Source organism: Nostoc sp. KVJ20 (assembly GCF_001712795.1).
Taxonomy (GTDB): Bacteria; Cyanobacteriota; Cyanobacteriia; order Cyanobacteriales; family Nostocaceae; genus Nostoc.
Genome location: NZ_KV757702.1, coordinates 1 through 25,528 on the forward strand (window position 1 = coordinate 1; position 25,528 = coordinate 25,528).

24 protein-coding genes and 1 pseudogene are annotated in these 25,528 nt (G+C 40.8%); 8 read left to right on the forward strand and 17 right to left on the reverse strand.

The window, feature by feature from the left end; genetic code table 11:
• The first annotated feature begins 78 nt into the window (after nucleotides 1-78).
• Together A4S05_RS29765 and A4S05_RS29770 are read left to right on the forward strand one after the other, a co-directional pair.
• Nucleotides 79-918, forward strand: a complete 840-nt coding sequence (locus tag A4S05_RS29765; RefSeq protein WP_069073379.1) for a GNAT family N-acetyltransferase — start codon at nucleotides 79-81, stop codon at nucleotides 916-918.
• Nucleotides 919-1,145: 227 nt separating this feature from the next.
• On the forward strand, nucleotides 1,146-2,486 hold the full coding sequence (locus A4S05_RS29770; RefSeq protein WP_069073380.1) for a pentapeptide repeat-containing protein: 1,341 nt from the start codon (nucleotides 1,146-1,148) through the stop codon (nucleotides 2,484-2,486).
• Between the two features lie 81 nt (nucleotides 2,487-2,567).
• On the opposite strand, the gene A4S05_RS29775 is transcribed toward A4S05_RS29770, so the two are convergent.
• The 4 genes from A4S05_RS29775 to A4S05_RS29790 are packed head-to-tail and all read right to left on the reverse strand — an operon-like array spanning nucleotide 2,568 to nucleotide 5,206.
• Nucleotides 2,568-3,182, reverse strand: coding sequence for a Uma2 family endonuclease (locus A4S05_RS29775; protein ID WP_069073381.1), 615 nt, complete (start codon nucleotides 3,180-3,182; stop codon nucleotides 2,568-2,570).
• A 6-nt stretch (nucleotides 3,183-3,188) separates the two neighbouring features.
• Nucleotides 3,189-3,386, reverse strand: a complete 198-nt coding sequence (locus A4S05_RS43750; RefSeq protein ID WP_069073382.1) for a hypothetical protein — start codon at nucleotides 3,384-3,386, stop codon at nucleotides 3,189-3,191.
• A gap of 27 nt (nucleotides 3,387-3,413) precedes the next feature.
• Entirely contained in the window at nucleotides 3,414-4,190 is a 777-nt protein-coding gene (gene map, locus A4S05_RS29785) for a type I methionyl aminopeptidase (protein WP_069073383.1), read from the reverse strand.
• A complete protein-coding gene (locus A4S05_RS29790; protein WP_069073384.1) occupies nucleotides 4,190-5,206 on the reverse strand; it encodes a Gfo/Idh/MocA family protein in 1,017 nt (338 codons plus the stop codon). The genes map and A4S05_RS29790 overlap by 1 nt, the downstream gene beginning before the upstream one ends.
• A 505-nt stretch (nucleotides 5,207-5,711) precedes the next feature.
• Between A4S05_RS29790 and A4S05_RS29795 the strand changes: the two genes are divergently transcribed.
• A complete protein-coding gene (locus A4S05_RS29795; RefSeq protein ID WP_069073385.1) occupies nucleotides 5,712-6,011 on the forward strand; it encodes a ferredoxin in 300 nt (99 codons plus the stop codon).
• 600 nt (nucleotides 6,012-6,611) lie between these two features.
• Here the strand turns inward: A4S05_RS29795 and A4S05_RS29800 are convergent.
• Nucleotides 6,612-8,360 (reverse strand): SpoIID/LytB domain-containing protein, encoded by a 1,749-nt coding sequence (locus A4S05_RS29800; RefSeq protein WP_084227325.1) that lies wholly within the window; start codon nucleotides 8,358-8,360, stop codon nucleotides 6,612-6,614.
• Between the two features lie 115 nt (nucleotides 8,361-8,475).
• Between A4S05_RS29800 and A4S05_RS29805 the strand changes: the two genes are divergently transcribed.
• The 4 genes from A4S05_RS29805 (at nucleotide 8,476) to A4S05_RS29820 (ending at nucleotide 11,544) form a co-directional block, all read left to right on the forward strand.
• On the forward strand, nucleotides 8,476-8,739 hold the full coding sequence (locus tag A4S05_RS29805; protein WP_012410090.1) for a ParB N-terminal domain-containing protein: 264 nt from the start codon (nucleotides 8,476-8,478) through the stop codon (nucleotides 8,737-8,739).
• Between the two features lie 146 nt (nucleotides 8,740-8,885).
• The gene (locus A4S05_RS29810; RefSeq protein ID WP_069073386.1) at nucleotides 8,886-9,377 is read left to right on the forward strand and encodes a Dps family protein; all 492 of its coding nucleotides are present in this window, start codon (nucleotides 8,886-8,888) and stop codon (nucleotides 9,375-9,377) included.
• Between the two features lie 221 nt (nucleotides 9,378-9,598).
• Complete coding sequence (grpE, locus tag A4S05_RS29815) at nucleotides 9,599-10,243, forward strand: nucleotide exchange factor GrpE (RefSeq protein ID WP_084227326.1); 645 nt, start codon at nucleotides 9,599-9,601, stop codon at nucleotides 10,241-10,243.
• A gap of 974 nt (nucleotides 10,244-11,217) precedes the next feature.
• The gene (locus A4S05_RS29820; RefSeq protein WP_069073387.1) at nucleotides 11,218-11,544 is read left to right on the forward strand and encodes an STAS domain-containing protein; all 327 of its coding nucleotides are present in this window, start codon (nucleotides 11,218-11,220) and stop codon (nucleotides 11,542-11,544) included.
• Here A4S05_RS29820 and A4S05_RS29825 read toward each other — a convergent pair whose 3' ends face one another.
• The 12 genes and pseudogenes from A4S05_RS29825 to A4S05_RS29875 all read right to left on the reverse strand — a co-directional run bounded on the left by A4S05_RS29825 (nucleotide 11,545) and on the right by A4S05_RS29875 (nucleotide 23,441).
• The gene (locus A4S05_RS29825; RefSeq protein ID WP_069073388.1) at nucleotides 11,545-12,681 is read right to left on the reverse strand and encodes a PP2C family protein-serine/threonine phosphatase; all 1,137 of its coding nucleotides are present in this window, start codon (nucleotides 12,679-12,681) and stop codon (nucleotides 11,545-11,547) included.
• 150 nt (nucleotides 12,682-12,831) lie between these two features.
• On the reverse strand, nucleotides 12,832-13,599 hold the full coding sequence (locus A4S05_RS29830; RefSeq protein WP_069073389.1) for a DUF1350 family protein: 768 nt from the start codon (nucleotides 13,597-13,599) through the stop codon (nucleotides 12,832-12,834).
• Between the two features lie 206 nt (nucleotides 13,600-13,805).
• Nucleotides 13,806-14,525 (reverse strand): hypothetical protein, encoded by a 720-nt coding sequence (locus A4S05_RS29835; RefSeq protein WP_069073390.1) that lies wholly within the window; start codon nucleotides 14,523-14,525, stop codon nucleotides 13,806-13,808.
• Between the two features lie 670 nt (nucleotides 14,526-15,195).
• Nucleotides 15,196-17,133: a M48 family metallopeptidase gene (locus tag A4S05_RS29840; RefSeq protein WP_069073391.1), complete on the reverse strand. Its 1,938-nt coding sequence runs from the start codon at nucleotides 17,131-17,133 to the stop codon at nucleotides 15,196-15,198.
• A 6-nt stretch (nucleotides 17,134-17,139) separates the two neighbouring features.
• Entirely contained in the window at nucleotides 17,140-17,727 is a 588-nt protein-coding gene (locus A4S05_RS29845; protein WP_069073392.1) for a LemA family protein, read from the reverse strand.
• 284 nt (nucleotides 17,728-18,011) lie between these two features.
• A complete protein-coding gene (locus tag A4S05_RS29850; RefSeq protein ID WP_069073393.1) occupies nucleotides 18,012-18,254 on the reverse strand; it encodes a hypothetical protein in 243 nt (80 codons plus the stop codon).
• Nucleotides 18,255-18,309: 55 nt separating this feature from the next.
• Nucleotides 18,310-18,426 (reverse strand): annotated as a pseudogene (locus tag A4S05_RS29855) (PIN domain nuclease); the annotation flags it as partial.
• A 70-nt stretch (nucleotides 18,427-18,496) separates the two neighbouring features.
• Nucleotides 18,497-18,910, reverse strand: a complete 414-nt coding sequence (locus A4S05_RS29860) for a type II toxin-antitoxin system VapC family toxin (RefSeq protein WP_069073394.1) — start codon at nucleotides 18,908-18,910, stop codon at nucleotides 18,497-18,499.
• Complete coding sequence (locus A4S05_RS29865) at nucleotides 18,897-19,157, reverse strand: DUF2281 domain-containing protein (protein ID WP_069073395.1); 261 nt, start codon at nucleotides 19,155-19,157, stop codon at nucleotides 18,897-18,899. The genes A4S05_RS29860 and A4S05_RS29865 overlap by 14 nt, the downstream gene beginning before the upstream one ends.
• Before the next feature lie 257 nt (nucleotides 19,158-19,414).
• Entirely contained in the window at nucleotides 19,415-20,455 is a 1,041-nt protein-coding gene (locus tag A4S05_RS29870) for a GTPase (RefSeq protein WP_069073396.1), read from the reverse strand.
• Between the two features lie 533 nt (nucleotides 20,456-20,988).
• Nucleotides 20,989-21,120, reverse strand: coding sequence for a hypothetical protein (locus tag A4S05_RS43755; protein WP_256091251.1), 132 nt, complete (start codon nucleotides 21,118-21,120; stop codon nucleotides 20,989-20,991).
• 107 nt (nucleotides 21,121-21,227) lie between these two features.
• Nucleotides 21,228-23,441, reverse strand: coding sequence for a phosphoketolase family protein (locus A4S05_RS29875; RefSeq protein WP_069073397.1), 2,214 nt, complete (start codon nucleotides 23,439-23,441; stop codon nucleotides 21,228-21,230).
• A gap of 187 nt (nucleotides 23,442-23,628) precedes the next feature.
• Between A4S05_RS29875 and A4S05_RS29880 the strand changes: the two genes are divergently transcribed.
• The gene (locus A4S05_RS29880; RefSeq protein WP_069073398.1) at nucleotides 23,629-25,011 is read left to right on the forward strand and encodes a cytochrome P450; all 1,383 of its coding nucleotides are present in this window, start codon (nucleotides 23,629-23,631) and stop codon (nucleotides 25,009-25,011) included.
• Nucleotides 25,012-25,528: the final 517 nt, after the last annotated feature.

Here is a 25,528-nt window from a genome sequence, read left to right on the forward strand (position 1 = left end):
GACACCTATGGCAAGATGCCCACCCCACAATATATATTTTTATCATTTGATAGTAATGGTTAGTGAGGAAGGCTAATCATGCAACTAAATCGATTCGACAACATTCAGGAATTCTGGCACTGCACTCAGGCTTACTTACTCCAGCATCAGGTAGAAAATAATGTTTTGCTCAGTATTTTGCATACCTTGTTGCATAATCCAGAACGTTATCTGAGTAAGCCTTATTTAGCAATTGTCCAAACAAGTGGCGAAATTCTGGCTGTTGCCATCCGCACCCCACCTCAAAAATTGATCCTATCCAAAGCCCAGAATATGGATGCTTTGCAGTTGATTGCTCAAGATTTGCGTCAAGAGCAACTACCAGGAAGCATGGGACTGGTTAAAGAGGCAGAAATATTCTCGCAGACTTGGCAAACGCTGACAGGACAATTTTATCAACGGTCGGTGGTAATGAAAATTTACCAATTAACGGCACTGCAAAGAGTCTCAACAGCCAGTGGATATCTCAGACTGGCAACTGAAAGCGATCGCTCTCTTTTGATCAAGTGGCTTTCTGCATTTTTATCTGAGATAGATGAGGCGGTGAGCGAGGATGTCGAACACCAAGTAGATAATCGATTGAAACAGCAGAATACTTATTTTTGGGTTGATAGCACTCCAGTTTCAGTTGCGTCTAGTAAACAAGTGTTACCTACAATTGGTCGAATCAATTTAGCTTATACACCACCAGAGTATCGTCGCAAAGGATATGCTACTGCCTGTGTCACAGCGTTAAGCCAAAAACTGCTAGACCAGGGATGCCGCCATTGTTTCCTCATAGCAGATTTAGCCAATCCCACAGCCAATCATATTTATCAAGCGATTGGGTATTGCCCCATTTGTGATTGGCACGAATACTCATTCACCTCAAAGGAGTAAGCAGAATAAAGCGATCGCTCCAATTAAATTACTTTCTATGGCAGAATATGCAAATTGCGATCGCTCCAGGCTGTTAAATTCAGGTGAGCAACTGGTCTAGCAATGACTGTTAGGGCAATAGTGGTAGTTTTCAGAAGGACAAGCAGGATAATCTTCGGCCTGTTTTTTAACAATTTACTGCGGTAGGAACGCTACATAACGTGGATTGAGGGGGCAAAATAGAAAACATGACGATTGAATCTAATTCCTCTAATCTACCAACCCCAGAACCAGCCCCCGAAAACGATTTGCAGCCAGATGACTTTGACGGTGGTGCAACTGAGAAAAACCTAAGCTCAGAAGCACTAGCGACACAACAAGCATTAGCGGCGATCGCGTCTTCAAAATCTCCGCATTTACAACAAGCCCGTTCTGACTTCAAACAACCCACTACCAAGCAATTTATAGTTAAGCCGAGGGCATTGCTGATTACTCTAATCGCGATCGCCATCACCTTCATTGGAATTATCTTTAATAACTGGATAGTTGGCATTATCGGAACGCTGATAACTTTGCTGTTATCCCTAGCGATATTATTGCCTTGGTTCCAAGAAGTTTTAAAGGAGTGGTTTTCATCTGAAGAACGCACCCTGTTTGTGGCTTTTTTAGGATTATTAGTAGCCATTATCGGCACGATCCGGTTCACAGGTGTGGGCGATCGCTTGCTTGTTTTAGGACGCAAAATTAACTGGGACATTGCTGGTAGCCTAGCAGAATGGTTTGGCGCTTTGGGGCAAATTCTCATCGCCATCATCGCTGTTTATGTAGCATGGCGACAATATGTCATTTCCAAAGACTTGACAATTCAGCAAAATATGCTTACGGTTCAGCAAAATATTATTACCCAGCAACAGACAATTGATTCTTATTTCCAAGGCGTATCCGACTTGGTATTAGATGAAGAAGGATTATTAGAAGATTGGCCCCAAGAAAGAGCGATCGCTGAAGGACGCACTGCGGCGATTTTAAGTAGTGTCGATGCTAGTGGGAAAGCGAAAATTCTCCGTTTTCTCTCACGTTCCAAGTTGCTCTCACCTCTAAAACGCGATGGCCGATTAGGTCGAGCTATTTTCAACGGAAGTGGCGGATATGCAGAAGACCGCCTAGAAGGTGTGCGCGTCATTGATTTAGGCGTAATGTTAGCCGCAGCAGACCTTTCTGGTACTGATTTGCGTTGGACTGATCTGAGCGAAGCTAATCTTGTCCGCGCTAATCTGGTCGGTTGTGACTTAGTAAAAGCCAACCTTTCTCGCACAATTTTATATAGTGCTAATCTTAGCGATGCTGACCTGAACGGGATTCGCCTATTCTATGGTGTAGTGGATAAAGCATCACCCCGCAGTCGCACTGAACCACCAGATTATGAAACCGGGGAACACACTGGTGCTGTGGTGGAAAATGCCGATTTCAGTAATGTACAAAGGATGTCTGAGTCTACACGTCATTACTGTTGCAATTGGGGTGGTGAAAAAACCAGAGGTACTATTCCTGGTGGTTGTGAAGGTATTCCCAATAAGTTGGGAAAATAGTTACAACAGAATTCAGAATTCAGAATTCAGGAGTAAAACACAGTTCTCCAGAGAGTGCTACGTGTTCCCCAATCTCTAACTCTACCGACCCGCAACAAATATCTGTTCTGCGGTCAAATTTAGGTCTGGAAATGTTTGGGAGATGAGGCGTTCTGTTCCCCTAAATTGTTGTCCTTGATAAGTTCCATCGACTAACTGATAAATTGTAATCACAGGTTGCTTGGATAAGCCGATGTAGCGTTTGCCTCCTAGCCCTAGATAATCTGCGATCCAATACTCCCCAATACCTAAAGCTTCGTAGTCTTCCACTTTCCGGGCATAGTCATTCTGCCAATTGGTACTGACAACCTCCACGACCAATTTAACAGACTTGCCTAGTGTAATTACTGGTTCAGTTCTCCATAATGGCTCATTCGCCAAACCCGTCTGATCAAGAATCACAACATCGGGTCTAAAGGCTGAATTTTGACCTAATGGTTTAATCAGACATTTCATGGGAATAAACCAAGGCAAATTGAGCAGATCAATTGCTACGTTGAGCTTACGATTAATTAACCCAGCTACCTGTTCATGAAGTCCTGTGGGTTCCAAGTCGATTAGTTCTCCGTCGATTAACTCGTAGCGTACATCATCCAGATAGCCAGCAACGAATGCCTCATAGCTAAGAGTACCTGTATTAAGAGTGGCTGAAACCATCGAGATTTATCCTTCCAGGTTCAGAACTAGAGCAGCAATACTGCTCTTAATTATTTTAACTAGCCTTAATTGGGCAAAAGTCAATTGACTAATACGCTTCAAAATTTGGAGTACGTTATATAACTCATTACCACGGTTACGGACATCAAAAATATCCGAAGTGGCATAGCGAGGAGGATAACCTTTGAGCAGTTTAATGAACATAATCAAGGAGTAGAAAAATCTACCAGTTTAGTAATTCACACCTTCAGGTAGGGTGAGGATTTCAACGCCGTCTTCAGTTACAGCTAAGGTATGCTCACATTGAGCAGAAAGCTTGCGATCGCGCGTTACCGCAGTCCACTTATCGCTGAGAACTTCGACTTCGTAAGTACCTTCGTTAATCATTGGCTCAATAGTAAAAACCATTCCTGGTCTGAGGCGCTTGCCTTTACCGCGTGTCCCATAGTGGGGAACATCCGGCGCAGTATGGAAAATATTACTGATGCCGTGGCCAACAAAATCTCGCACTACAGAAAAGCCTTGTGCTTCAGCATATTCTTGAATGGCTGCACCAATGTCGCCAATGCGTCCCCCAGGTTTAACTTCAGCAATACCCAGACGCAAACACTCCTCTGTCACCTCTACCAGCTTTCTCGTTGTTGGGGAAGGAGTACCAACAAAGAATGTCTTGGATGTATCGCCGTGATACCCCTCAACAATCGGCGTTACATCAATATTAATGATGTCACCATCTTTGAGAATTTGCTTGGCGTTGGGAATGCCGTGACAAATTACCTCATTTACACTTGTACAAATCGACTTGGGATAACCCTTATAGCCAAGAGGTGCGCTTTTTGCTCCATGCGCTTGCGTCCAACGTTCGGCTTCATCGTTTAGTTCAAGAGTGCTAACCCCTGGTTTCACAAACGGTTCGAGATGCTGAAGCAGTTTAGCAGCTAAACGCCCAGCTTGACGCATTTTCTCTATTTCTCGCTGGGATAAAATAACAATTAGTTCAGTTTTCATTAACTTTTATCTAAAGTATCTTTCATAAACATAGTTAACCCTGTTTGTGCTGCTCTTTGTGCAGCATCAGCAACCTTTAGGGTATATAAGCTCTCCTCTGGGGTAACGTACAAAGGAGTCCCATCAAAAAGATGATCTAATACCATATTCGTGTCTTTAGCAAACAAACCCCGACGAGGGCCAACCTCTATAGCTGTTGTTTCCCCTGGCTGGATGAAAATTCCGGTGTCACCATCAAAAATTAAACCACCTTTTTCACCGTGAACTTCAAACTTACGTTCTGATTGCCAAATACTTTCGCCTTTACCATAGACTACTTGGGCTAAAAGTCCGCTGTTAAAGCACAGTTCACTAGTGCAGAAACAGGTTTGGTAGTATTCCGGTTCTATTTCCCAATATCGCTGGTGACAGTTAACAGTAAATACTGTACCAAACAAATCGGTGAGACGATGTAGGCGAGACAGGGCAGCAATTAAGGGAAAACCGAACATCTCGTGGTTATAAGTCCATTTGCGGGGTGCAGGATTTTGAGGATTGATGGTGCTGTAGCGAACATAAAAAACTTCACCAATTTTGTCTAAGTTTTGCTTTAAGGCTTGATGCAAACCACCCAAAAGTTCCAGGTGTTCCACGTGCAAAAGTTTTTGTTGTGCTTTGGCTAAGGCAATCAGTTCTTCGGCTTCGACTACATCCAACGAAAGAGGATACTCTACAATCACATCTTTACCGTTGGTAAGTGCTGCACGAGCGATCGCACCATGATCTCGATTAATGGTGGAGATCGCTACTAGGTCTATATCTTCCCGCTCTACTAGCTCTTGCCAAGAACTCAACGCTTCAATCTGGTATTCTCTGGCAAAGGCTTCCGTTTTTTCTGGGATATGACCAACAACTGCGACTAAATGCGATCGCTCATCATTAAGCAACGCTTCAGCTCGAAACTTTGCCGCATAACCAGTACCTACCAAACCTACACGCACTATTGCTTTTTCCAAAGCTGCTCCTGAATTATACATGATCCTCACTAGTTCTGTTTTTGAGTCTCCCACGTTTATAGTGGTGAGATTCTCTCTTCATGGGGAATCTAATGAATTCACCAGTCTAGACTCTACAACATTCCTCCTAACGCCTCAAGGTATTTGAAACTAGGCAGAAGTACGTATGTTCAAAAGAGAAAACTTCAAAAGAAAAGCCCCCTTTTTTTTAGGGAGTTGGAGGATCTCTTTTGCGTAAATCCTAAAAAACATAGGTAATATTAATCTTATTCATGTTTTATTCTCCATAAGATAATTTTTACTAATCACAACCTCACTAGGGCATGAAATAATATAAATAAAACTTATCGGGATTAAGCAACTAAATTTCATTACTAATCGGGTTCAATTTCCAGTTACATCGTTTAATTTTTCTCGTAGTATCAGAATTGAAGCAAATTTGAACTAGCGGCTAATTCCACAGAACAGCCGTGACCTTTGCCTTAAAATAACTTATACTGCCGTTTGCAAAAGAGAGGATTACTCAATGCCAACTTATAAAGTGACACTAATCAACGAGGCCGAAGGACTAAATAAGACACTTGACGTTGATGACGATACCTATATTCTGGACGCTGCTGAAGAAGCTGGTCTTGACTTGCCTTACTCTTGCCGCGCTGGTGCTTGTTCGACCTGTGCAGGTAAAATCGTATCAGGTAGTGTCGATCAGGGCGACCAATCATTCTTAGATGATGAACAAATCGAAAAGGGATATGTACTGACTTGTGTTGCCTACCCAACCTCTGACGTAACAATCGAAACTCACAAAGAAGAAGATCTTTACTAAGAGTTCAGCGACTCAACTATAAATCTCTTGCAAGAGTTACTAATGTTGAAAAAATAGAAGCAGGGCATCTAGGATTACACTCTCCCAGTGCCGTTTGTGCCTCTTGAAATGACTTTGACAATAAAGCCTAATTTTCATGTTGAGCAGGAACACAACATTTAGTGTGTTCCTGCTTAATTTTTGACAGCAATTTTCAGGTATTTAGGCTATGACTGAGACGGTCATTAGTCATTGGTCATTGGTGCATTGGTGTCAACTTAAGCTAGAAATAGCTTCGCTGCGGGCTTCATAACCCGCCAGAGAATGAATTCTCTGGCTCATAGCTAAAGTCTACTGAAGTAGACTGAATATTTTTGGGGATATCTAGTCATCTTCAGATGACTTTCGCTATGAGACAGGGATTTACAATCCCTGGCGGACGTGGGGTTTCGCATTAAGTTGACACCAATGGTCATTGGTGAATATCCTCTTTCTTGTGGACGGAAAAGCTTTTTATGCATCGGACTAATTTAAACCACGTTAAATACTAGGCGTGGTATATATTGGACTCATGAATGACTGTCGCGTTGCGGTTTGATACTCTAAGTTAGTTTAGGTAGTTCACAGCTTAATCTCTTTACTGAGAATTTGAATCTCAGTACCAGGATAGTAAAATTGGAGAATTTTTGGACTTGACCAACCTAGTTTCGCTAAATTTTGAGCGCCTGTTTGACTTAAGCCAACTCCATGTCCTAATCCACCACCAATAAAAGCGTATCCCCAGAGTTCCGGTTTGCCTTTGTTCAGAGGTTCTATGTAAAAAAGCGTACTTGTAGGAGCCGCGAAGGCGCTGCGAACTTCGTCTTTGTGCAGAACAAAGGTGCTGTGATCAGTTTTAACAGCAAGTTCAAGGATACGTCCACTCTGGCTTCGCTTCACTACTGCCATAGCTTGAATTGTCTTAAATTTGGCATGAGGACTATTTTTCACCTGCAAAAATTTCTGCAAGTCTTTGGTAATATCCTCTAAACGGGTTTCCTTGCGCCAACGAAACACATTCCATTTGCTCTCATTAAATCCTTGTTGCGTATTAATAAATTTTTGGAAGTTCTTTTCATCTGCTAAACTCTGCTTAGACAAATCCCAAAAATTAGTCGCAGCATCCAGTACAGGGCGGAGATAGGGACGATCATCGCCATTCCAGACATCACTGAAGGAAGCAGTGACACCACCAGTGGTGGAAGAATATAGGGCGTCTACTAGTTCATTTTTATAGGTTAGTACTTTACCCCTGGTTGATGCGATCGCTTGGTCTGTTTTGCTAACTGCTCCCTTCAGCCCATAATAAACTTGGCAGTGAGTATCAGCACATAACTGATAGTTGTCTGCGGCAAACCTGCGTAAATTTCTCAAGGCATAAGTCCGGGCGAGAATTGCCTGGGCTTCTAGCGCCGCTGTTGGTGCATCCGTGCCTATTTCGTAAGGCACAACCCCACGCAAATAAGTTTCTAAAGGTACTTGATTAACTAGAGTGTATGTGCCGTATGCATTTGGCTGCAAATTCAGCCTCCCGGCATAAAGACGAGTATTTTCTGGTTTTTCGCTTTTATTCACCCGAATCAAGTTTTTCTCAGTGCTAATTTCCAAATCATTCGGGCTGTAGCGATTGCCATCCACCACCCAACTGACTCGCGGCACTTGTTTTAAAATTTGAGTATCAAGATATACTTTCTCTTTGGTAGAAGCTTGGATGTTTTGTAATAACAAGCGTCGCAGTAAAGGAGTGCTGTAAACATCTCGTTTTGCCCAAACTTGCCAGCGTTCTGGCTGGGCTATTTCTACTTCTATTCCCTGAGAACGCCATTTATTCGCACTGTCTTCTGCGGTTTCAAAAGTGCGGTATGTGCCCAAAATTACCACTTCTTCGACTGCTGGCTGGGGTAAAGCTTGCATGACTGTTTCCAGCTTTACAGGGTTATTGGTAACTAGGGTTTGCTGCTTATTGCCCGCTTTAAATTTTAGCTTTAAGCGATCGCCTTTTATGGGTTCCAGTTGCAACTTGGCTGTAGGTTGTGAGCCAAATCGCTGCACAATCCCAATTTTCAGTTCCATATCCGGGATGTTGCTCTCAGGCCCAGATGCCGCAGTCAGACCCAATAGACAAAATGTTGTCAGCACAGTGTGGGAAAAACGCCAAAACAAAAATTTCATGGCTACCTGATAGCGTACCCCTACGGGGAAGCAAGCTACGCGAAGCGTCTCCAAGAGTTGCGATAGCAAGTAATCTCTCTTAGAGAGCATCTTTTGCCCCTTAATGCTTCGTTGGAGCTGATTTTCCAATTGCTTTGTAGCGCGGTTTTTTTGTCGCATGAGTGCTCCAATGATACCATTACCAATTTTGCCCCAAATACTAGTTGCAAAACGAAGTCATAATGACTATGATTTATTTATAGGTAAAAAACAGAACTAGTTGGATAAACTTTTTATGGTTAGAGTCCAAGAAATTCCATTAAATCAGATAAAACGGCCATTGCCCCGTGCAAACGATCCAAATAAAGTACAAGCCTTAATGGAATCGATTGCGGAGATTGGGCAGCAAGAACCTATTGATGTCCTAGAAGTAGATGGACAATATTATGGCTTTTCTGGTTGCCATCGGTATGAAGCTTGCCAGCGTTTAGGCAAAGAAACCGTTTTAGCCAGAGTCCGTAAAGCACCCCGCAGCGTTTTGAAGATGCACTTGGCATAGATAATGGGGATTGGGGACTAGGGATTGGGGACTGGGGATTGGGGACTAGGAACTAGGAATCAAGGGCTTAATTTTCTTGCCAATCCCCAATGCCCCATTCCCAATTTCCAATCCCCAATTACATATAACCTAATTAGGAGAAAATTATGTCATCGAAAGTAACAGTCAAAAATGTAAATATCGGCATTGACGAGGCGAGTAGGGCTAAAATTGCCGACGGTTTATCTCGCCTGTTGGCTGATACTTATACACTGTATCTGAAAACTCATAACTTCCATTGGAATGTAACGGGGCCGATGTTTCAAACATTGCATTTGATGTTTGAAACCCAGTATACAGAATTAGCCTTAGCAGTTGATTTAATAGCCGAGAGAATTAGAGCGCTTGGCTATCCCGCACCAGGAACCTACAGCGAATATGCCAAACTAAGTTCGATTCCAGAAACTCCCGGAGTTCCTAAAGCTGTGGAGATGATTCGCTTACTAGTTGAAGGACAAGAAGCCGTAGTCAGAACTGCACGGTCTATTTTTCCTGTGATAGAGGAAGTTAACGACGAACCTACCGCCGATTTATTGACTCAGCGGATGCAAGTACATGAAAAGACAGCTTGGATGTTGAGAAGTTTACTGGAAGAATAGGAAGGGGGAATGGGGAATGGGGAATGGGGAATGGGGAATGGGGAATGGAGAATAGGGAATAGGGAATAGGGAATAGGGAATAGAGAAGAAACTTAATCACTAAATACCAATGCCCCATGCCCAATGCCCCATGCCCCATGCCCAATGCCCAATGCCCCATGCCCAATGCTCAATGCCCCATGCCCAATGCCCAATGCCCCATGCCCAATACCCAATACCCAATGCCCAATACCCAAAAGTTGCAAGATTTAATGCAACAGGTGGGTATTTCTAGTTTTAAAGCGCTGAGTCGTGCTGCTTGTGTCTCAGAGCGTCAGATTTTGCGGTTACGCCAAGGAAAACTTGAGCAGATGCGGGTAGATGTGCTACTCAAGCTGTCGTCAGTGCTACAGATGTCATTGAATGAATTAATCACAGCTTTTTCAACCGTAGAGTTGTTACAAGAGCAAAAAGCACCTACTCAGGAATTATTACAAGAGATTGCAGATTTAAGAAGAGAGTACGATCGCTCTCAACTTCAATTAGAACAGCAACGAGAGATATTACTACAAGAACTCCAGCAGTCGAGTTTGCAACTGCTGGAGTCTTTATTATTGCAATGGCCAACAGCAGCACAGAAAGCTCAGGAGAATCCCCAGCTAGCAGCAGTCAAAATAGTACCCTTGGTGCAGAAACCTTTGGAAAAGCTTTTACAGGCGTGGGGAGTGGAAGCGATCGCACCTGTGGGAGCAGAATTACCATACGATCCTCAACTGCACCAATTGATGGAGGGAACTGCACAACCTGGAGAAACAGTCAAAGTACGCTACACTGGCTACCTTCAAGGTGAAAAGCTACTTTACAGAGCCAAAGTCAATCCGGTTTGAGGGATGTTAGGAGTTAAAAATTCATAACTCTTTACTTTTTGTGTTGTCTGTTGAGAAATGACAGATATTGGGAATACTAAAATAGCAGAGGCGATCGCCTCAGAGAACTTCTTTTAGAGCATTGGTGTAGCTTCAAGCTTGCTTGGCGCTGTTGAAACCGAAATTTTTGGCTTTAGAGCGGCACTCTAGAGGTAAATTATTTTAATTATGTAAGTAATTGGACATAAATAAACGTAGATGCTAGTTACTATCATAAGTATTCAGTATTCAACAAAGGATTATATCCACTAATGATTCTGAGATAAAACCCCGATAGTTAAGTAATTTTCATAGTCTTTTTGCTTGTAGTACTGAATTGGGGGCTAGAGCAGGGGAAAATTTGGTGTGTAATGCAGTTCCGTCGCTAAATTGGAGAATAATCTATACCTACCACCCAGGCAATGCGATCGCAGCAACCCATTGAATTTTGAATTGTTTAATCATGACTATCATTATGAGGTTTGTTGGAGAACCTCAGTTTTGCAAAAATATTTGGGAAATAATCTGAAAAGCAGTAACTTCAGCTTGTAGATCAGTATATACCTATGTCAATGAGATGCAAGCAAGCGGGCATTGAAAATCAACCTATATGAAGAAACATCAAATCAGCAAACAACTTAAAAATCAGTCATTCCATCTTTCTTACAAAAATAAACATACATGAGTTTTACTATACCGACTTACTTACCTTCTTTATTTATAATTGGTCTGTTCCTACTAGAAAAACTATACTTGTATTGAGCTAATGATTTTTTTGTGATTAAAAAAATCAGATGAAAATGTTTATAATTAATCTTTATACATCCTAAGTAATTATCAATGATTACTCAAGACGTAATCTTAGATTTTATTTTGCAGGCATTTTTAAATGTTCTATGATGGGTATATAATAGCGACATCAGAGCATCATTTACACAAATCAACGTGACATAATCATGAGAGAACAAGTAAAAGTTATTAAGCTCAGTGGTAATTTAAACGCCACAACTTCACAAGAATTTCGACAAAATATCACTGATGTTATAGAAAATGGCGCGAAAATTGTGTTAGTTGATTTTAAAGATGTAACATTTATGGATAGTTCAGGTTTGGGAGCTTTAGTCTTAGCTTTCAAAACCTTGCGAGCAGCCGATACTAAGCTTGTTCTATGCTCAATTAATGAGCAAGTCAGAATATTATTTGAACTGACTAACATGGATAAAGTATTTGAAATATTTCCCAGTCAAGATGCATTTAATCAGGTTTTACTTTCCAAAACATAACTAATCAAACTTCATTTGTAAAATCGATAAATCATCATCAAAAGCATCTTTGGAGTTCAGGGCAATTAAATAACTCAGTACGTGATCAAGTTGGCTATCAACAGGGTTTTGTAAGCTAACTAGTAGCTGAATAAAAGCATCTAAACTCCAAAGTGTACCATCTGATTTAGTGATTTCATAAGCGCCGTCACTAAAAATGTAAAGGGTACTGAATTTTTCAATATTGCAAAAACCATCAACATATTTTGCCTCTGGAAACATGCCGACTGGCATACCGGGGGTTTTTAAGAGTTTAACTTCAGACTTCCTTGGAGATGTGCCGGTTACTAAAACTGCTGGTGGATGACCTGCACTAGCATAAATTAGCTGGCGATTGATTCGGTTATAAACTCCGTACCAAATCGTAAAATATTTGTCATTTTGATAATTCATCTGGAAGGTATCATTTAAAGCCTTCAATACATCACTCGGTTGATAGTAATTTAGACCTTTGAGCGCACGGGAACGCAACAGATTCAGCACTGAAACAGAGGGAAGAGTCGCTTTGAGTCCATGTCCGGCAGTATCGAGTAAGTAAATTGCCAGATAATCATCATCAAGCCAATAGTAATCGAAACAGTCACCGCCGAGTTGTCGCGAGGGAATAAATCGGAAATTTATATTGAATGGTTCAGTCATGGAAAAAGGCAGCAGCGATCGCACATATTCTGCTGCTTCTGACATTTCTGATTCTAAAAGCAACTTTTGAGCCTGCAAATCTCTACTCAATTGATGTAGGCGTAATCCTGCTCTTACCCGTGCTTGTAATTCATTATGCTCAATAGGTTTGGAGATAAAATCATCAGCACCAGCATCTAAACCTTTGACGCAATCAGCAACGGAATCTAAGGATGTTAATAAAATAAAGAATGTGGTAAAAAATTTGGGGTCTGTCTTAATGCGGTGGCAAACTTCTAGTCCAGTCAAACCCGGCATGATCCAATCACAAATAATTAGCGCAGGACGGTAAGCCAGTGCCTTTTCTATTCCTTCCTCGCCGCTACTGGCTGTAACTACCTCATAACCCTGTTTTTCCAACATCCTTTTCAGGAGTATTTTTATTGAATAATCGTCATCAATTATTAGTATTTGAAACATAGAAAGTTGTAAGAAACACTCATTAATAATTTGCTGTAAAAATAGAAAATAAAAATATGATATTGGCTAGTTAGTAGTACATCTGGATTATACTACTAACTATTTTTTCTTTTCGCGTCGAATTTATGGCTGTTTAACACTCATAAAAAATTATGGTGCTGCCAAAGGATTTAACCACAAAAGGATAGTGGTTTTTAGCTGGTTTAAGTCGCGGTATGCTTCTTGCTTAAACCATTGCCCTAATGCATCAAAGGGGGTGAAAGATGTTCCAGTTTGCCATTTAATATCTTGACCTAGAGGTGTTGTATGAGTTCCTGGTAACGTTTGTGCTGTCACCATGTCATCAAAACGTTCTTGTAAGATTTTGGTTAAAGCTGCTGATTGATCAATGGTGTCATTACTAAATTTTATTAATAAATTGCGTCGGATATTGTAACGAGCTTGGACAAGCTTGTTAGTTTCCAAGGGTGAGGGTGTAAACTCGATTTTCAAAGTAGAATTAAACTGTTCTACTAGTGGGATAGCTTCTTTCGCGGCGTAGTTATTGAAGGATATTAAAATATTACCTGCACGTTCTACTTTAAAGAGGCTACCAATCAGCAAGTGAAGTTTACAGCCCATACTATGTCCAATGCCGTAGATGGGGAAGTAAAGTTTGCGTAATGCCCCAGAGTCTTGTAAGCGTTCGAGGGTGCGGTCAAAATTTAGTAGCACTGATTTTGCGATCGCAGTATGATCCAATGTATTGACGAAAGGTGTAGCAATTACAACATAACCTTTACTTGCCAATTGTTCGAGTAACCAGCGATAAGTGATGTGCGGTGCAGTGGCGACAAATGCACCTCCCAAAAAATGAACGATACCTATGGGATTTCGGGGAATGATTACCCAGTTGCCTCTGACTTCTTTCCAGTCCATGCTCATGAGCGATCGCTTTAGGAATATTCTTTATGTTAGACCGGGGATCGCAACCGTGGGAAGGATTATGAAAAAAGCCATTGAGAATGTCTCCAGCCAGCAGCGTGTATGGACTTATCTGGAGCATCTATGCTTTTAGCGTCTGTCTGCGACACGCTCCCGCGAACGTAGAGAGCGTCATCACGAATTACGAATTACGAATTATCTTAACGATGAGTTTGTAACCTTTTCATTTCGTGTTGCACATCTAATGCAATCTGTAATGCTTCGTTGAGTAACCTTCCATGCTCGGTAGCCTGTTCCGTTACTTGCATGGCTGTTAAAGTTGCTAAATTATTGACGAATAGTTCTGTATTACTAAGGATAAAGCTCTTATTTTCTCTCAAAATTCTTTCTGTTTTCAAAGCACGAACTAAATCAGCTTTGGTGAGTTTAAGAGCTTCGATAACACCCTCTCTTTCTTTTATAAGAACTTCTGGATTACCCGCTTCTTCTATTTGGTCGTTGATATCTATGACTTTAATCACAGTATTATATCTATTAACCTCATTTAACAAGATTTGTAGAGATTTTGTCATATTGTTTTTGACAATTCTACTTCTAGTTTTCCATATTAAATATAAGATAGTTTGCGTAACACCGCCAACCCAAAAGCTTAATATCATTAACAATATCCAAGATGGCATTGTTACCCATTTAATAAACAATTTAATGATTATGTCAAAAAGAATATAGACAAAAACAAATGTAGAAAAACCAATAAAAACTACAGTTGCTCCTTCCGAACTTTTAATTTTTTGTATATATATCTTTGCTAATATCTTCAGAGGATTTGTAATGATTAAAAGATCCTCGTTAACAGGTAAATTAGTCAGCTTTTGTAGTTCATCCTGACTAATTTCCAAGCCCTGTAAATCATCCCGCACAGCTTTTTAACCCTTGCCAGAATAGTTATTTAATCTAATATAGCAATCAATTTTCTGGAATGCTGGCATTTTGTCCAAACTTTTTCAGGCAAATTAATACTTCTAGGCAATGTAAATTTTTTTTGTACAATATGATACTCTTTTGCCAAGATGACTATTTATACTATAGGAATCCGCTTTGATTTCTGAACGAATTTGCGTAGACCAGTAACAGGCAACAGGCAACAGTCAAGAAGGCTTCTTAGTTGTACTGGGTTTTTTCACCAAATCAAATATGAGTCCTATATAAGAGTAACTAGAACGAAATTGAAGAAGAATTCAGAAGTTAGAATTCAGAAATCAGAATGGGCTAAACCTTAGCTATCCGCTAACAGGAGTCAGAATGGGGGATTCAGACCCGCCACTGAATTGTTCCAAATATGCAGATTTAGTGGGGGTGCAAAAACGCCCTGGATTCATCCACTATGAAGTTCAAAATATCCAACTTAATTCTGGCTCCTGACTCCTGAATTCTGTTTCGATAAATCAATTGCCTGTAAACGTAATGTAAATGCAACAGGTTATTGTCCTAGTAAACAAACATTTACAACTATAAGAAAAATTAATAGAAAAGTCCGCAAAAACGGACTTTATTTGTTTATTTATAAATAATCGTGTCTCACTAATTACATTAACTTCGTTTTGGAGAAGATTGTTTCTGTTTTGAAATGCCACGCTGAGGATTTAAAAATGGGGGGATGGGACAGTCTAGCGTCATAGCGATCGCTCTGAGTAAATCTGCTTCTGATGAAGTAACTTTGTTATCTAAAAGTACTGTGTGGGCGCAGGCATCAACAATAGCTTGCTTGAGTTTGGGACTCGCAAGACGGAGGCGCTCAATACTTTTCTTAAGTTCAGTGAAATTGCAGGTTAGTGGTATTTCTGGTTTTTCTTGCTCTCCGGCTTTGGGAAGTCGAAAAACTCCAGAACGAAAAGCATAGGTGATGTCTTCGGTGTGGGCATCGGGTTGGGAATGTCCAACGCGGGCAATTACGGACAGTACTAACAGGCTATCTGGCCAAATCTGTTCGATGGTGGTGAATTCTACCGTTGTAGGCGACGTGGGATTGATACTAGGTTGCAGCCGATGCCAAAGTATTAACTGCAACACAAAATGCCACAGTGATAAACTTCCGGTGGCTACAACTAAACCGTGGACGCATTTGCACAGCCTTTGACATTCTTTGGCAGAATTTTGGCGTAATATAGGTACTGCCAAATCCACAAGTGGTAGACGAATGCTGGGATCTAACTGGTTAATTTCGCTGCGAAATTCTATGGTTTTTTCTACCAACTCAGTAGGCTGCACCTCGCGTAACCAAGCAATTTGACGTTCTTGGATCTCGATATTTTCAGTATCTAACGCTAGCGCAAAAGCGATCGCCATTGCACTTTCCTGCTCCCGTACACCCAAGCGCAGGGATTCCGGTAACTGCGATAACAGCGCTTGAGCATGGGCAAAATGCTCTGGTGTAACGCTTCCAACTTGGTTTACAACCTGTTCTGGCATGGCGTTAGAACCACCAGCAAAGCCCATTGCTAGGGATTCTTGGGAAGGGGAAGGGGAACGCATCTGATTGTGAGATGGCATTGCTGCTAAATTGCTGATGTTCAAACCCCCAACCCGGCGAATACGTTCTGCTAGGGGTGGGTGGGTAGAAAACATATTTTCCCAAAAAGAGGGGTTGAGGGCATTGCCAAAAAACATGTGGCTAGCGGCTTCTGCTCCGGGCGAAATCAAGCGTGAATCCATCTGTTGGAGTTTTTGGAAGACTCCGGTAAGTCCGTTAGGATTGCGAGTAAACTGTACTGCTGACGCATCGGCGAGAAATTCGCGTTGGCGAGAGACGGCGGCTTTAATCAAGCGTCCACAGAGTAAGCCGATACCGCCAATTGCCATTAGTGCTAAACCAAAAGCCCAGATAGGTAAACCTTTATCTTCCTTTCCTAAACGGAAGGTATCACGAAGGCGCCACAGCAATTCCCCGGTTATGTAAATGAACAAAATCCCGTGGAGTAGTCCCACTAAACGCAAATTTAGCCGCATATCTCCATTGAGAATATGACTGAATTCGTGGCCGATGACTCCTTGTAACTCATCCCGGCTCAGGTGTTCCAAAGTTCCACGGGTAACTCCAATTACAGCATCATTGGGCGTAAATCCGGCAGCAAAGGCATTAATCCCGGTTTCTCTTTCCAGGAGATAAACTTGTGGGACGGAAATACCAGAAGCGATCGCCATTTCCTCGACAATATTTAATAGTTGTCGCCCTTGTTCATCGGCTGTATCTGGTAGCAGGAGTCTTCCCCCCAACTCCTGAGCGATTACGCTTCCTCCTTGACGGAGACAGGCAATTTTATAGAGACTTCCTACTGCGATCGCAACTATTGTAATCCCAGCCACGTAGAGAAATATCCCTGGATGCCACCAAACACGGAAAGCCATGCCGAACATAAATAAAGTGGCAATATAAATCGCCATAATCATGACTGCGATCGACAGGGAAAATAACCCAATTAATTGTTGCGTATTTTGGCGTGCCCGATCCTGATGTTCAAAGAAATTCATAGACACCTAAAAAGACACGCGTGGAGCATTTCTCATTTCTGGAGTAGCTTCGGCAAGCAATTCTGCAACAGTAAAGTTAAAAGTATTTGCCACAAGATTGCTGGGGAAAGATTCGCTCTTGGTGTTGTAAAGTGTCACCGCGTCATTAAAAGCCTGACGGGCAAAAGCAATCCGGTTTTCAGTGGAAGATAATTCTTCCATTACCTGAGTCATGCTGCGATCGGCTTTCAATTCTGGATAAGATTCTGAAAGTACCATCAACCGACTTAACGCACCCGTTAGTGCCCCTTCAGCATTGCCCAACTGTTGCATCGCTTGCGGATCGCCGGGATTTTGCACAGCACGACTGCTAGCATTAATTGCAGAATTCCGAGCCGCAATTACTGCTTCTAGAGTTTCTCGTTCATGTTTCATGTACCCTTTGGCAGTTTCCACCAAGTTGGGAATTAAATCATAGCGGCGCTGTAATTGAACATCGATTTGAGAGTAAGCATTTTTGTAACGGTTGCGATACTTGACTAAATCGTTGTAGCTATTAATGATAATGACAGCAACAATGGCAACTAAAGCAACAGAAAATATTAAAAGACCCATATTTTTAGATTATTTCCATTAGCTACTTACTTTATATCCAGCAAAATTTGTGTGGATATAAAGATGAGTCTACTTGTAGCAAGTTGGCTTCGTCGTCTGTAAAATTAGTTACGCAATTGCACTGAGCTAGATAGGTTATAAGATTTTTTAAATAACCACAGAAAGAAACACAAAGACAAGATAAATAATTTCTAACAATTCCAAACTTTTGTGAACTTTATCGTCTGTCTTTTCTCTGTGTACTCTGCGCCTGTGTGGTGATTAAAAATTGTAGTCAGAGTAAGTTACCCATGAATATGAAGAAATAGGGAATAACCACTGGCAGCAAAAATAAAAAGGATAGCGGCAGGAAAAATTATTACATCCCTAACAATAAATAAAATCCAATCTTTTCTTAGTTCTTGTTTAAACTTAAGTTCTCTCAGTTTTCGCTCAAGTTCTACGTCTTCTTGCGACTGCAAATTTTCAGGTGAGGTAATTAGTGGATTGTCGCCTTTGTGGGCAATTATTTTTGATAAATCTGTCATGGTGTTTAGATAGCAATAATTTCACAGTGTTAATATGCTTATTTTTGCTAAGTTTTTAAGGCAGAGTCCAGTTTTCTAGTTTTAATCCGTTGATGCGTTCGTAGTGACGAGTATTGTTTGTTACTAAAGTGTAGTTTTCTGCAAGTGCAACACTAGCAATTAGTAAATCAAATTCAGCAATTGTTTGCCCTATTCGGTAGAAGAGAAATTGCGCGATCGCAGCTGATAAATTTATCATTACTTCAAAATAGGAGATTTTCAAAAGGATAACTTTGCTTCCAACGATAGGTATTAAAGTCACGTTGATCTACTGAAAAAATGCGTCCATGCCCTAAATGTTCTGCTAAAATCACTAGGGAAGCATCAGCCAAATCCATTGGAAGATCAGCATATTTTTTCATTAATTCAATAATTCGAGGGGTATGATGAGGTTCTAAATTAAAAATCGTAAACAATTCTTGTTGTAGACTCTTTAGAAAAATAATTTCAGCGTCAACTCCCTTGCGAGTTAGCAAAAGATAACAAGTTTCTGTGACAACAGACCATGTTGTAATTAAAGGTTCATTATATTGTTTTAAAGCTTGTTTTGCTCTTTCGTGGTGAGTGTCTTTTTTATCAATAAGAGCTAACCAAAATACTGTATCAACGATGATCATATTTATTATCTAATGTATTAGATAAAACCTCTTTATATGTAGTTGATAAATTTTCTTCCACAGAACAACAACCAATTAATCCAATTTCATCAAACTTATCATAGAGACTTTTTTCTTGACTATGATTTTCTGATTCTGATTGAGGATACCGCTTTTTGAGTAACTGAATAAAATCAAGTAGTAATATTTGAGCTTCTTCTGGTAAAGTATCAATGTCTCTATATATTTCTTCAAATTTTATAAGCATAATTAACTTCTAAGATTGAGTAAGATTTTTGGTATGACCCTATTATAGATTACTTGTAAACCGATCGCGGCTGATAATCTAATTTATAATGGCATACAGTCAAATAATATTTTGAATTTTAAAATATATTACTTGATACCAGAGGCTAGATAAAATCAGTATTAAGAAAATTATTATACACAAGGTAAGAATATTACCTCGTCATGAGGCGATGTGTATTACTAAATATAAAAATAGTTTTATCTTGTTATTTAGTTTTAGCTAAAAAAGTAAAAAATACTTCCTACAGCAGCGCCTACTATACCACCAATTGCAGCACCGATTGGCCCACCAACTACTGCTCCAGCACTTGCACCCGCAGCGGCTAAAGCTGGAATAACCTCTATAAGTTTTTTCTTAATTAATTCTTTTTGTATGCCATTAAATATAAAATCATTAGCATTAAATTCATTATCCTTATCTTCTTTGTCTTCATTTGTAAATTTGTATTGATTATAAAAAGTCCAGTTGGGATCTCTATTAGTTTTATTAGATTGTGTTTTATTGATTCTAGGAGCGGTTGCCATCAAAAAAGGTATAGCACCTCTTTCAGACATTGTTATAAATACTTGTGTATACAATTCTTCTAACCATCTTTTGCCATCTGGTGTTATTTGGCTTTTATTATCTACAGCAACTGAGGGGATTTTATTTGCAATTTCATTACCTGTATGTTTGGCAATTTCATCTCTAATACGCTTAGTTCTTTCCCGTAATTCTTCTAAATAATCGTCAGCTTTATTAGCGCGTGTCAAAATAATTATAGAATGTTCCCAAACTTGTGGTGTGAATGCTTCTGAAATAATTTGTATACCTTTTTTTTCATCTTCACCAACTCTTGCGTCATCAAGACGAGTTACAAACCAAAGTAAATCTATTTGCTTGACTTTATTGTGAATTAATTCTATATACTTTTGGTTATTTCCTTTTTCTGGGATATCATCACACAGTCCAGGCGTATCAATTATTGAACATTTAACACCATTTATTTCATGCTCATATTCCTGAACTTCCATTGTTGTAGCATCATATTTACCTACAGGAGCAATTTCCTGATTCAGTAATGAATTAACAGTACTAGATTTACCAACACCTGTTTTACCTATTAAAACAAATACAAATTTTTTGTCTTGAGATAGCTGTAATTTATCAATTAATAAACTTAACAATTCTCCAAAAGAAGAAGATATAGATTCTTTGCTTGCTGCCAAATTTTTTGTAATTTCATCTACGAGCTTTTTAGCTGTCTCATTAAGCATACAATTTATATTGTTAATTAAATTTTATATATACTAATAAATTAAAATGATAAAAAGAACCGTAAATATACGCCTTATAATGCTAATCTATAGTGTCTATCTGCGTGTATATTAGGTTAAACTTCAGACTTTTCTACTTACAAAATCCAGATTAATGAACTAACCCGATCGCACCTTTCCTCAACCCTCCACAGTCAATCTATTAAACGCCATATTTTCCATAAAATGTATCGCGCTTTGTCCTGGCTTGTAAATAAATTCAAGTTTTGAACTCGTAAACTAACTTTTGTGACTTTTAAAGCAGCTTTTGTTAAAGAATTTCAGCAAATCTACTTCCATTTTTCCTGCTTGCTAAGTTCTCTTCAATAAAAAACGCAAATATACGCATTCCGACGCAATTTTCAGCGTTTCTATACGTATAAATGCGATAAAATTACAAACAATTCCAGCTTTATTTAATGGGCGTTGCTGAATCTAGGGATGAATGTCTCACGCAAAGACGCAAAGGAAAATTCAATAAAATCATCCCGCATTTATGCAACATCATTTAATGCACTAATGCGATCGCACCTTTCGTCCAGCCTGACTGTAGTTTCCATACGCTTCCAAGCAAAGGTGTCGCGGTTAGCTTGAACTCCTAAATCAAGTTTTGATAATCCCAACACCCTAAAAGTTCTCTGAAATGAAAAACGCAAATATACGCATTGCGACGCAATTGTCCAGCGTTTATATAATACGTATATTTGCGATAAGAAAAGAAACAATTCTAGCTTTAATGCACTAATGCGATCGCACGTTTCGTTAACGCTTCAGCTGTCAATCCATTAAACGCCATCAACTCACCAGCACTGGCTGTAGTCTCTCCACGCTTCCAAGCAAAGGTGTCGCGCTTCGCTGTACTCCGTAACAGAATCGGTTCTAGCATCCCCGCAGCGCCACCTGTCACCGCAATTAGCGCATCGCCATCAAATAATTCGGCAAATTTCGCATCATCCAAGAAACCGCCTTCGGGTTCAGAACAGGTATCCCACGCGGTATCATGACTACGATACAATTGCCGAGGATTAATGACAGAAACTATCTTCACACCAATACCTTCAGTTTCTAAGAAAGCAGCAGCTTCAAATACTGGCATCAATGTCATATCACCAATTACAGCAAATACAACTTGTTTATCACCAGCGATTTCATGTAATAACACTGCACCATCGCGCAACCCTTGACGAGTTTGTTCTAAAGTTGTGCGAATTGGTAACGGCGATTTACTAGCTGTAATCACAACTCCCTTATTCTTAGTTTTCAACGCCCAGTCATAACAAGCTTGAATACTATTAGCATCAGGCGGAAATAATGGGAAAACATTTCCATTTCGCATCAACGAAGCAAAGTAAGCTTCAATTTCGGGACGTTGGTGAGTCCAACCGTTGCGCCCTTGCTCTAATGCGCCTGCTGTGAATAAAGTAATAGTTGAGGGTGTGGGACGGCGCAATTCTGCCATTGCTTGGGTTACAGTTTGCCAAATTGGTAATCCGTTGATGGCAAAAGATTCGTAAGAACACCACAAAGTTCTCGCACCCATTAACGCTAAACCCGCAGCTAAACCGGCGCAAGCATCTTCACTCAATGGTTCATAAACTTGTCCGTTTGGTGCTTGATTATATAAGTCGTCGGTTGTGGGATGGATAATCTTTAATGCTTGGTTGATGTTGGCAATTCCAGATGCTTCATTACCATCGGCGTTGGTGACAAGGAAATTCTGATCTTTCTTTCCAACTATTCCTACCAATCGTCCCATCGCGGTTGTGGAAACTTTTGGTTCGCCACCAACTGCATATTCTTCTAAAGGTAATTCGCCTAATTCTGGTAAGGGAAATTCAAATTCTGTAACTACAGTTTTCGCTGCTGGGCCACCACCGGCACGTTCGGCATTTGTTCTGACTAATTGCCAAGCTTCCGCAGATAAAGCACGGGTTTGCAATGCACTAATAATATGCGGCGCATCCAACGTATCTTTAGGATATAAGTTGTGAGATTTTGCACCCCGCGCGTGGACTCCTGCACCTTTGAGTTGTTTAATAATGAAGACGGTAAGTTTCCCACCAAGGGCCGATCGCGCTGCTTTATCTACACCCGAAAGTACTGCTTGCGTAAATTCTAGGCGTTTCTCAAAGGAGAAAGCCGTACTATCAACGTAATCCCCTGGTTGGTTTTGATCGTCAAAATCTTTGGCATCCACTAACACCACTTCATCAAAACCGTTACCTTGCCAATATGCTTGCATCTGTTCATTGGTTTTCAGGGAAACCATGCTGTGATGTTCTTGGCTGTAACCGTTCCACACCAACACTGGTAAGAAGTTTGTGACAGCAGGATAAGCAGTATGGAAATGCGCGATCGCACTTACAATATAAGGCTCACCCAATCCACCATCACCAACTGTAAAGGGGAACAACTTATCTTTGTGCAACAGTGCAGCCGCCATTGCAAAGTGTTGCCCTTGTCCTAAAGGCCCAGCTGGTGCGAGAATACCGGGGATGTAACCAGAAAGGTGTCCTAAAAGTCCGTGCTTTTCTCGGAAGCGATCGCGCAATTGTTGGACTGTAAAAATTCCCATGTCCTCTAGCGAACGATCCAAGAACATGGCACTATAAAATCCGGGGGCGTGGTGTCCGACTTCGGTAATAATGTTTTTGTATCCCAGCATGACAAGAGATGCATAAGCTTCTGCTTGGCTGGCGAATCCGCCGGGATGCCCAGAAGCTTTACTACCAGTAACTTGCAAAGTCAGGTAGCGTAAGGCATCGGCAGCCAGTAAAGTTTGATATACAGCTGCTTTATCTGTGGGAGATGCGATCGCTATTTTGCCCGACTCTATAGCAGGTGTTGCACCATAAGTTTCAAAATCTGGTAACGCTTCACCAAAATATTGAATGCCTTCCGAAAAATTGGGAAGCGCTGAAGATGCCTTTGCGGAGATTGCAGTCATGCTGAGTACCTTTTGACGATTAAGTGAAACTGTAGATGCTCGTTGAATTTAACAAAAATTTTACATCTTCGAGGTTGTAACAGTTTATTGCTTTTTTGCAACGTTAGAATAAGTACTTTAAATGGTTAGGCAACCAGAATTTTGGTTAGTTTAAGTAGCAAAAAAATATTAAGTAGCAAAAAAATTTATGAAATTCCCAAACGGCCCTAAAACTCCAGCAGTTTTACAGATGGTGCGCTGGATTGTTAATCCGATGTCATTTATGGAGGATTGTGCCAAAAGCTATGGCGAGATTTTTACTCTCAGATTAGACAACAATCTTCCTCCTTTGGTGATTGTCAGCAACCCCCAAGCGCAACAGCAAATTTTGACAAATGACACCAAGGAATTAGAAGCGCCTGGTGATCTGAATAAGGTGTTTGAACCTTTACTGGGCAAGCATTCTATAATTAGCATTAGCGGTGCAGAACACCAGCGTCAACGCCAGTTGTTAATGCCTCCCTTTCACGGCGAAAGAATGCGGAATTATAGTGAGGTGATTACCGATGTCACTCAAAAAGTCATCAGCCAATACCAGATAGGTAAACCCTTTAATATTCGGTCTGCAACCCAAGCCATTACCTTGCGGGTGATTATGCAAGCTGTGTTTGGGCTACATGAAGGGCCTCGCGCCGAAAAACTACAGAAATTTTTGGGCGATCTTTTAGAAAAAGCTAGTTCTCGGTTAAGTGTGGCTTTGCTTTATTTTCCAGTTTTGCAAAGGGATTTTGGCCCGATTAACTTCTGGGGAAAACAGATGCGCCTCCAGCAAGAAGCTGACGAACTCATCTACGAGGAAATTCGGGAACGTCGAGAACAACCAGATTCATCACGCACAGATATTCTTAGTTTACTCATGGCTGCTAGGGATGAAGCCGGTCAACCCATGACTGATGAAGAGTTGCGCGATGAATTGATGACTCTGTTAGTCGCCGGTCACGAAACCACGGCGACAGCCTTAGCATGGGCATTATACTGGATTCACAAACTACCATCAGTGCGCCAAAAGCTACTGCAAGAATTAGATAGCTTGGGCGATAATCCAGACCCCGGAACCGTTTTCAAGTTACCCTATCTCAACGCTGTGTGTTCCGAGACATTGCGGATTTACCCAGTAGGTATACTAACTTTTCCCAGAAAAGTAAGAACACCAATATCATTAGGCGGCTACGAACTAGAACCGGGTACAGTCTTACTTGGTTCCATTTATTTGACCCACCACAGGGAAGATATTTACCCAGAACCTAAGCAGTTTAAGCCAGAACGGTTTTTAGAACGGCAATTTTCTGCCTATGAATATTTGCCCTTTGGCGGTGGTGCAAGGCGTTGTATTGGTCTAGCATTTGCCCAGTTAGAAATGAAGCTAGCACTTGCTAAAATCCTTTCTAGCCTGGAATTAGAACTAGTTGACAACGGTGAAGTGCGGCCTAAACGCCGTGGTTTGGTGACAGGGCCAGATCGTCCTATTGAGATGGTTGTCACGAGTCAACGTCAAGTGAAGTCTCCCATCCTTGAGACAATTACTGTTTAACTTCCGTCTATTGGCAAGCTACGGTGTACACACAAGTGCTGTCCACATAGGTTTCAACTCTTTTACCCACATTACCCGCATCCCGCCCAGAACTAAAGTTCAGGGCTAATAGCTGAAGTCCACTTAAGTGGACTGAACAATCAATTTAGTCCACTTAAGTGGACTTGGGCTATGAGACTCGGAATTCATTCCGAGGCGGGATAGAAACGCAGTCCGAGATTTTTTAATAAAGATATGACTGCGACAAGACTTGTGTGTACACCGTAGCAATGCCTTGGGGGGACTAAGGGGGGTAACTCGACTTGTATGTACACGGTAGCTTCTAAAAGGAGAGAGGTCAAAATTGCACCTCACGCTGTCGAGAAGCGCTATATATATTTAGAGATATTTCCAGCCTAATTCCTAATTATTTAATATCAATTTAATGTGAAGTTGCACATATCTTGATCCCCCTAAATCCCCCTTAAAAAGGGGGACTTTGAATTCCCCCCTTTATAAGGCTACCGTGTATACACAA

Bases quoted from the DNA above. Each gene is read 5' to 3' on its own strand.
- A4S05_RS29880 (WP_069073398.1), top strand. From the start codon at position 23,629: ATGAAATTCCCAAACGGCCCTAAAACTCCAGCAGTTTTACAGATGGTG.
- A4S05_RS29770 (WP_069073380.1), top strand. From the start codon at position 1,146: ATGACGATTGAATCTAATTCCTCTAATCTACCAACCCCAGAACCAGCC.
- A4S05_RS29845 (WP_069073392.1), bottom strand. From the start codon at position 17,727: ATGGGTCTTTTAATATTTTCTGTTGCTTTAGTTGCCATTGTTGCTGTC.
- A4S05_RS43750 (WP_069073382.1), bottom strand. From the start codon at position 3,386: ATGTTCATTAAACTGCTCAAAGGTTATCCTCCTCGCTATGCCACTTCG.
- A4S05_RS29790 (WP_069073384.1), bottom strand. From the start codon at position 5,206: ATGTATAATTCAGGAGCAGCTTTGGAAAAAGCAATAGTGCGTGTAGGT.
- A4S05_RS29840 (WP_069073391.1), bottom strand. From the start codon at position 17,133: ATGAATTTCTTTGAACATCAGGATCGGGCACGCCAAAATACGCAACAA.
- grpE (WP_084227326.1), top strand. From the start codon at position 9,599: ATGCCCAATACCCAAAAGTTGCAAGATTTAATGCAACAGGTGGGTATT.
- A4S05_RS29810 (WP_069073386.1), top strand. From the start codon at position 8,886: ATGTCATCGAAAGTAACAGTCAAAAATGTAAATATCGGCATTGACGAG.
- A4S05_RS29800 (WP_084227325.1), bottom strand. From the start codon at position 8,360: ATGCGACAAAAAAACCGCGCTACAAAGCAATTGGAAAATCAGCTCCAA.
- A4S05_RS29805 (WP_012410090.1), top strand. From the start codon at position 8,476: ATGGTTAGAGTCCAAGAAATTCCATTAAATCAGATAAAACGGCCATTG.
- A4S05_RS29865 (WP_069073395.1), bottom strand. From the start codon at position 19,157: ATGCTTATAAAATTTGAAGAAATATATAGAGACATTGATACTTTACCA.
- A4S05_RS29820 (WP_069073387.1), top strand. From the start codon at position 11,218: ATGAGAGAACAAGTAAAAGTTATTAAGCTCAGTGGTAATTTAAACGCC.
- A4S05_RS29875 (WP_069073397.1), bottom strand. From the start codon at position 23,441: ATGACTGCAATCTCCGCAAAGGCATCTTCAGCGCTTCCCAATTTTTCG.
- A4S05_RS29870 (WP_069073396.1), bottom strand. From the start codon at position 20,455: ATGCTTAATGAGACAGCTAAAAAGCTCGTAGATGAAATTACAAAAAAT.
- A4S05_RS29825 (WP_069073388.1), bottom strand. From the start codon at position 12,681: ATGTTTCAAATACTAATAATTGATGACGATTATTCAATAAAAATACTC.
- A4S05_RS29765 (WP_069073379.1), top strand. From the start codon at position 79: ATGCAACTAAATCGATTCGACAACATTCAGGAATTCTGGCACTGCACT.
- A4S05_RS29860 (WP_069073394.1), bottom strand. From the start codon at position 18,910: ATGATCATCGTTGATACAGTATTTTGGTTAGCTCTTATTGATAAAAAA.
- A4S05_RS29775 (WP_069073381.1), bottom strand. From the start codon at position 3,182: ATGGTTTCAGCCACTCTTAATACAGGTACTCTTAGCTATGAGGCATTC.
- map (WP_069073383.1), bottom strand. From the start codon at position 4,190: ATGAAAACTGAACTAATTGTTATTTTATCCCAGCGAGAAATAGAGAAA.
- A4S05_RS29850 (WP_069073393.1), bottom strand. From the start codon at position 18,254: ATGACAGATTTATCAAAAATAATTGCCCACAAAGGCGACAATCCACTA.
- A4S05_RS29830 (WP_069073389.1), bottom strand. From the start codon at position 13,599: ATGGACTGGAAAGAAGTCAGAGGCAACTGGGTAATCATTCCCCGAAAT.
- A4S05_RS29795 (WP_069073385.1), top strand. From the start codon at position 5,712: ATGCCAACTTATAAAGTGACACTAATCAACGAGGCCGAAGGACTAAAT.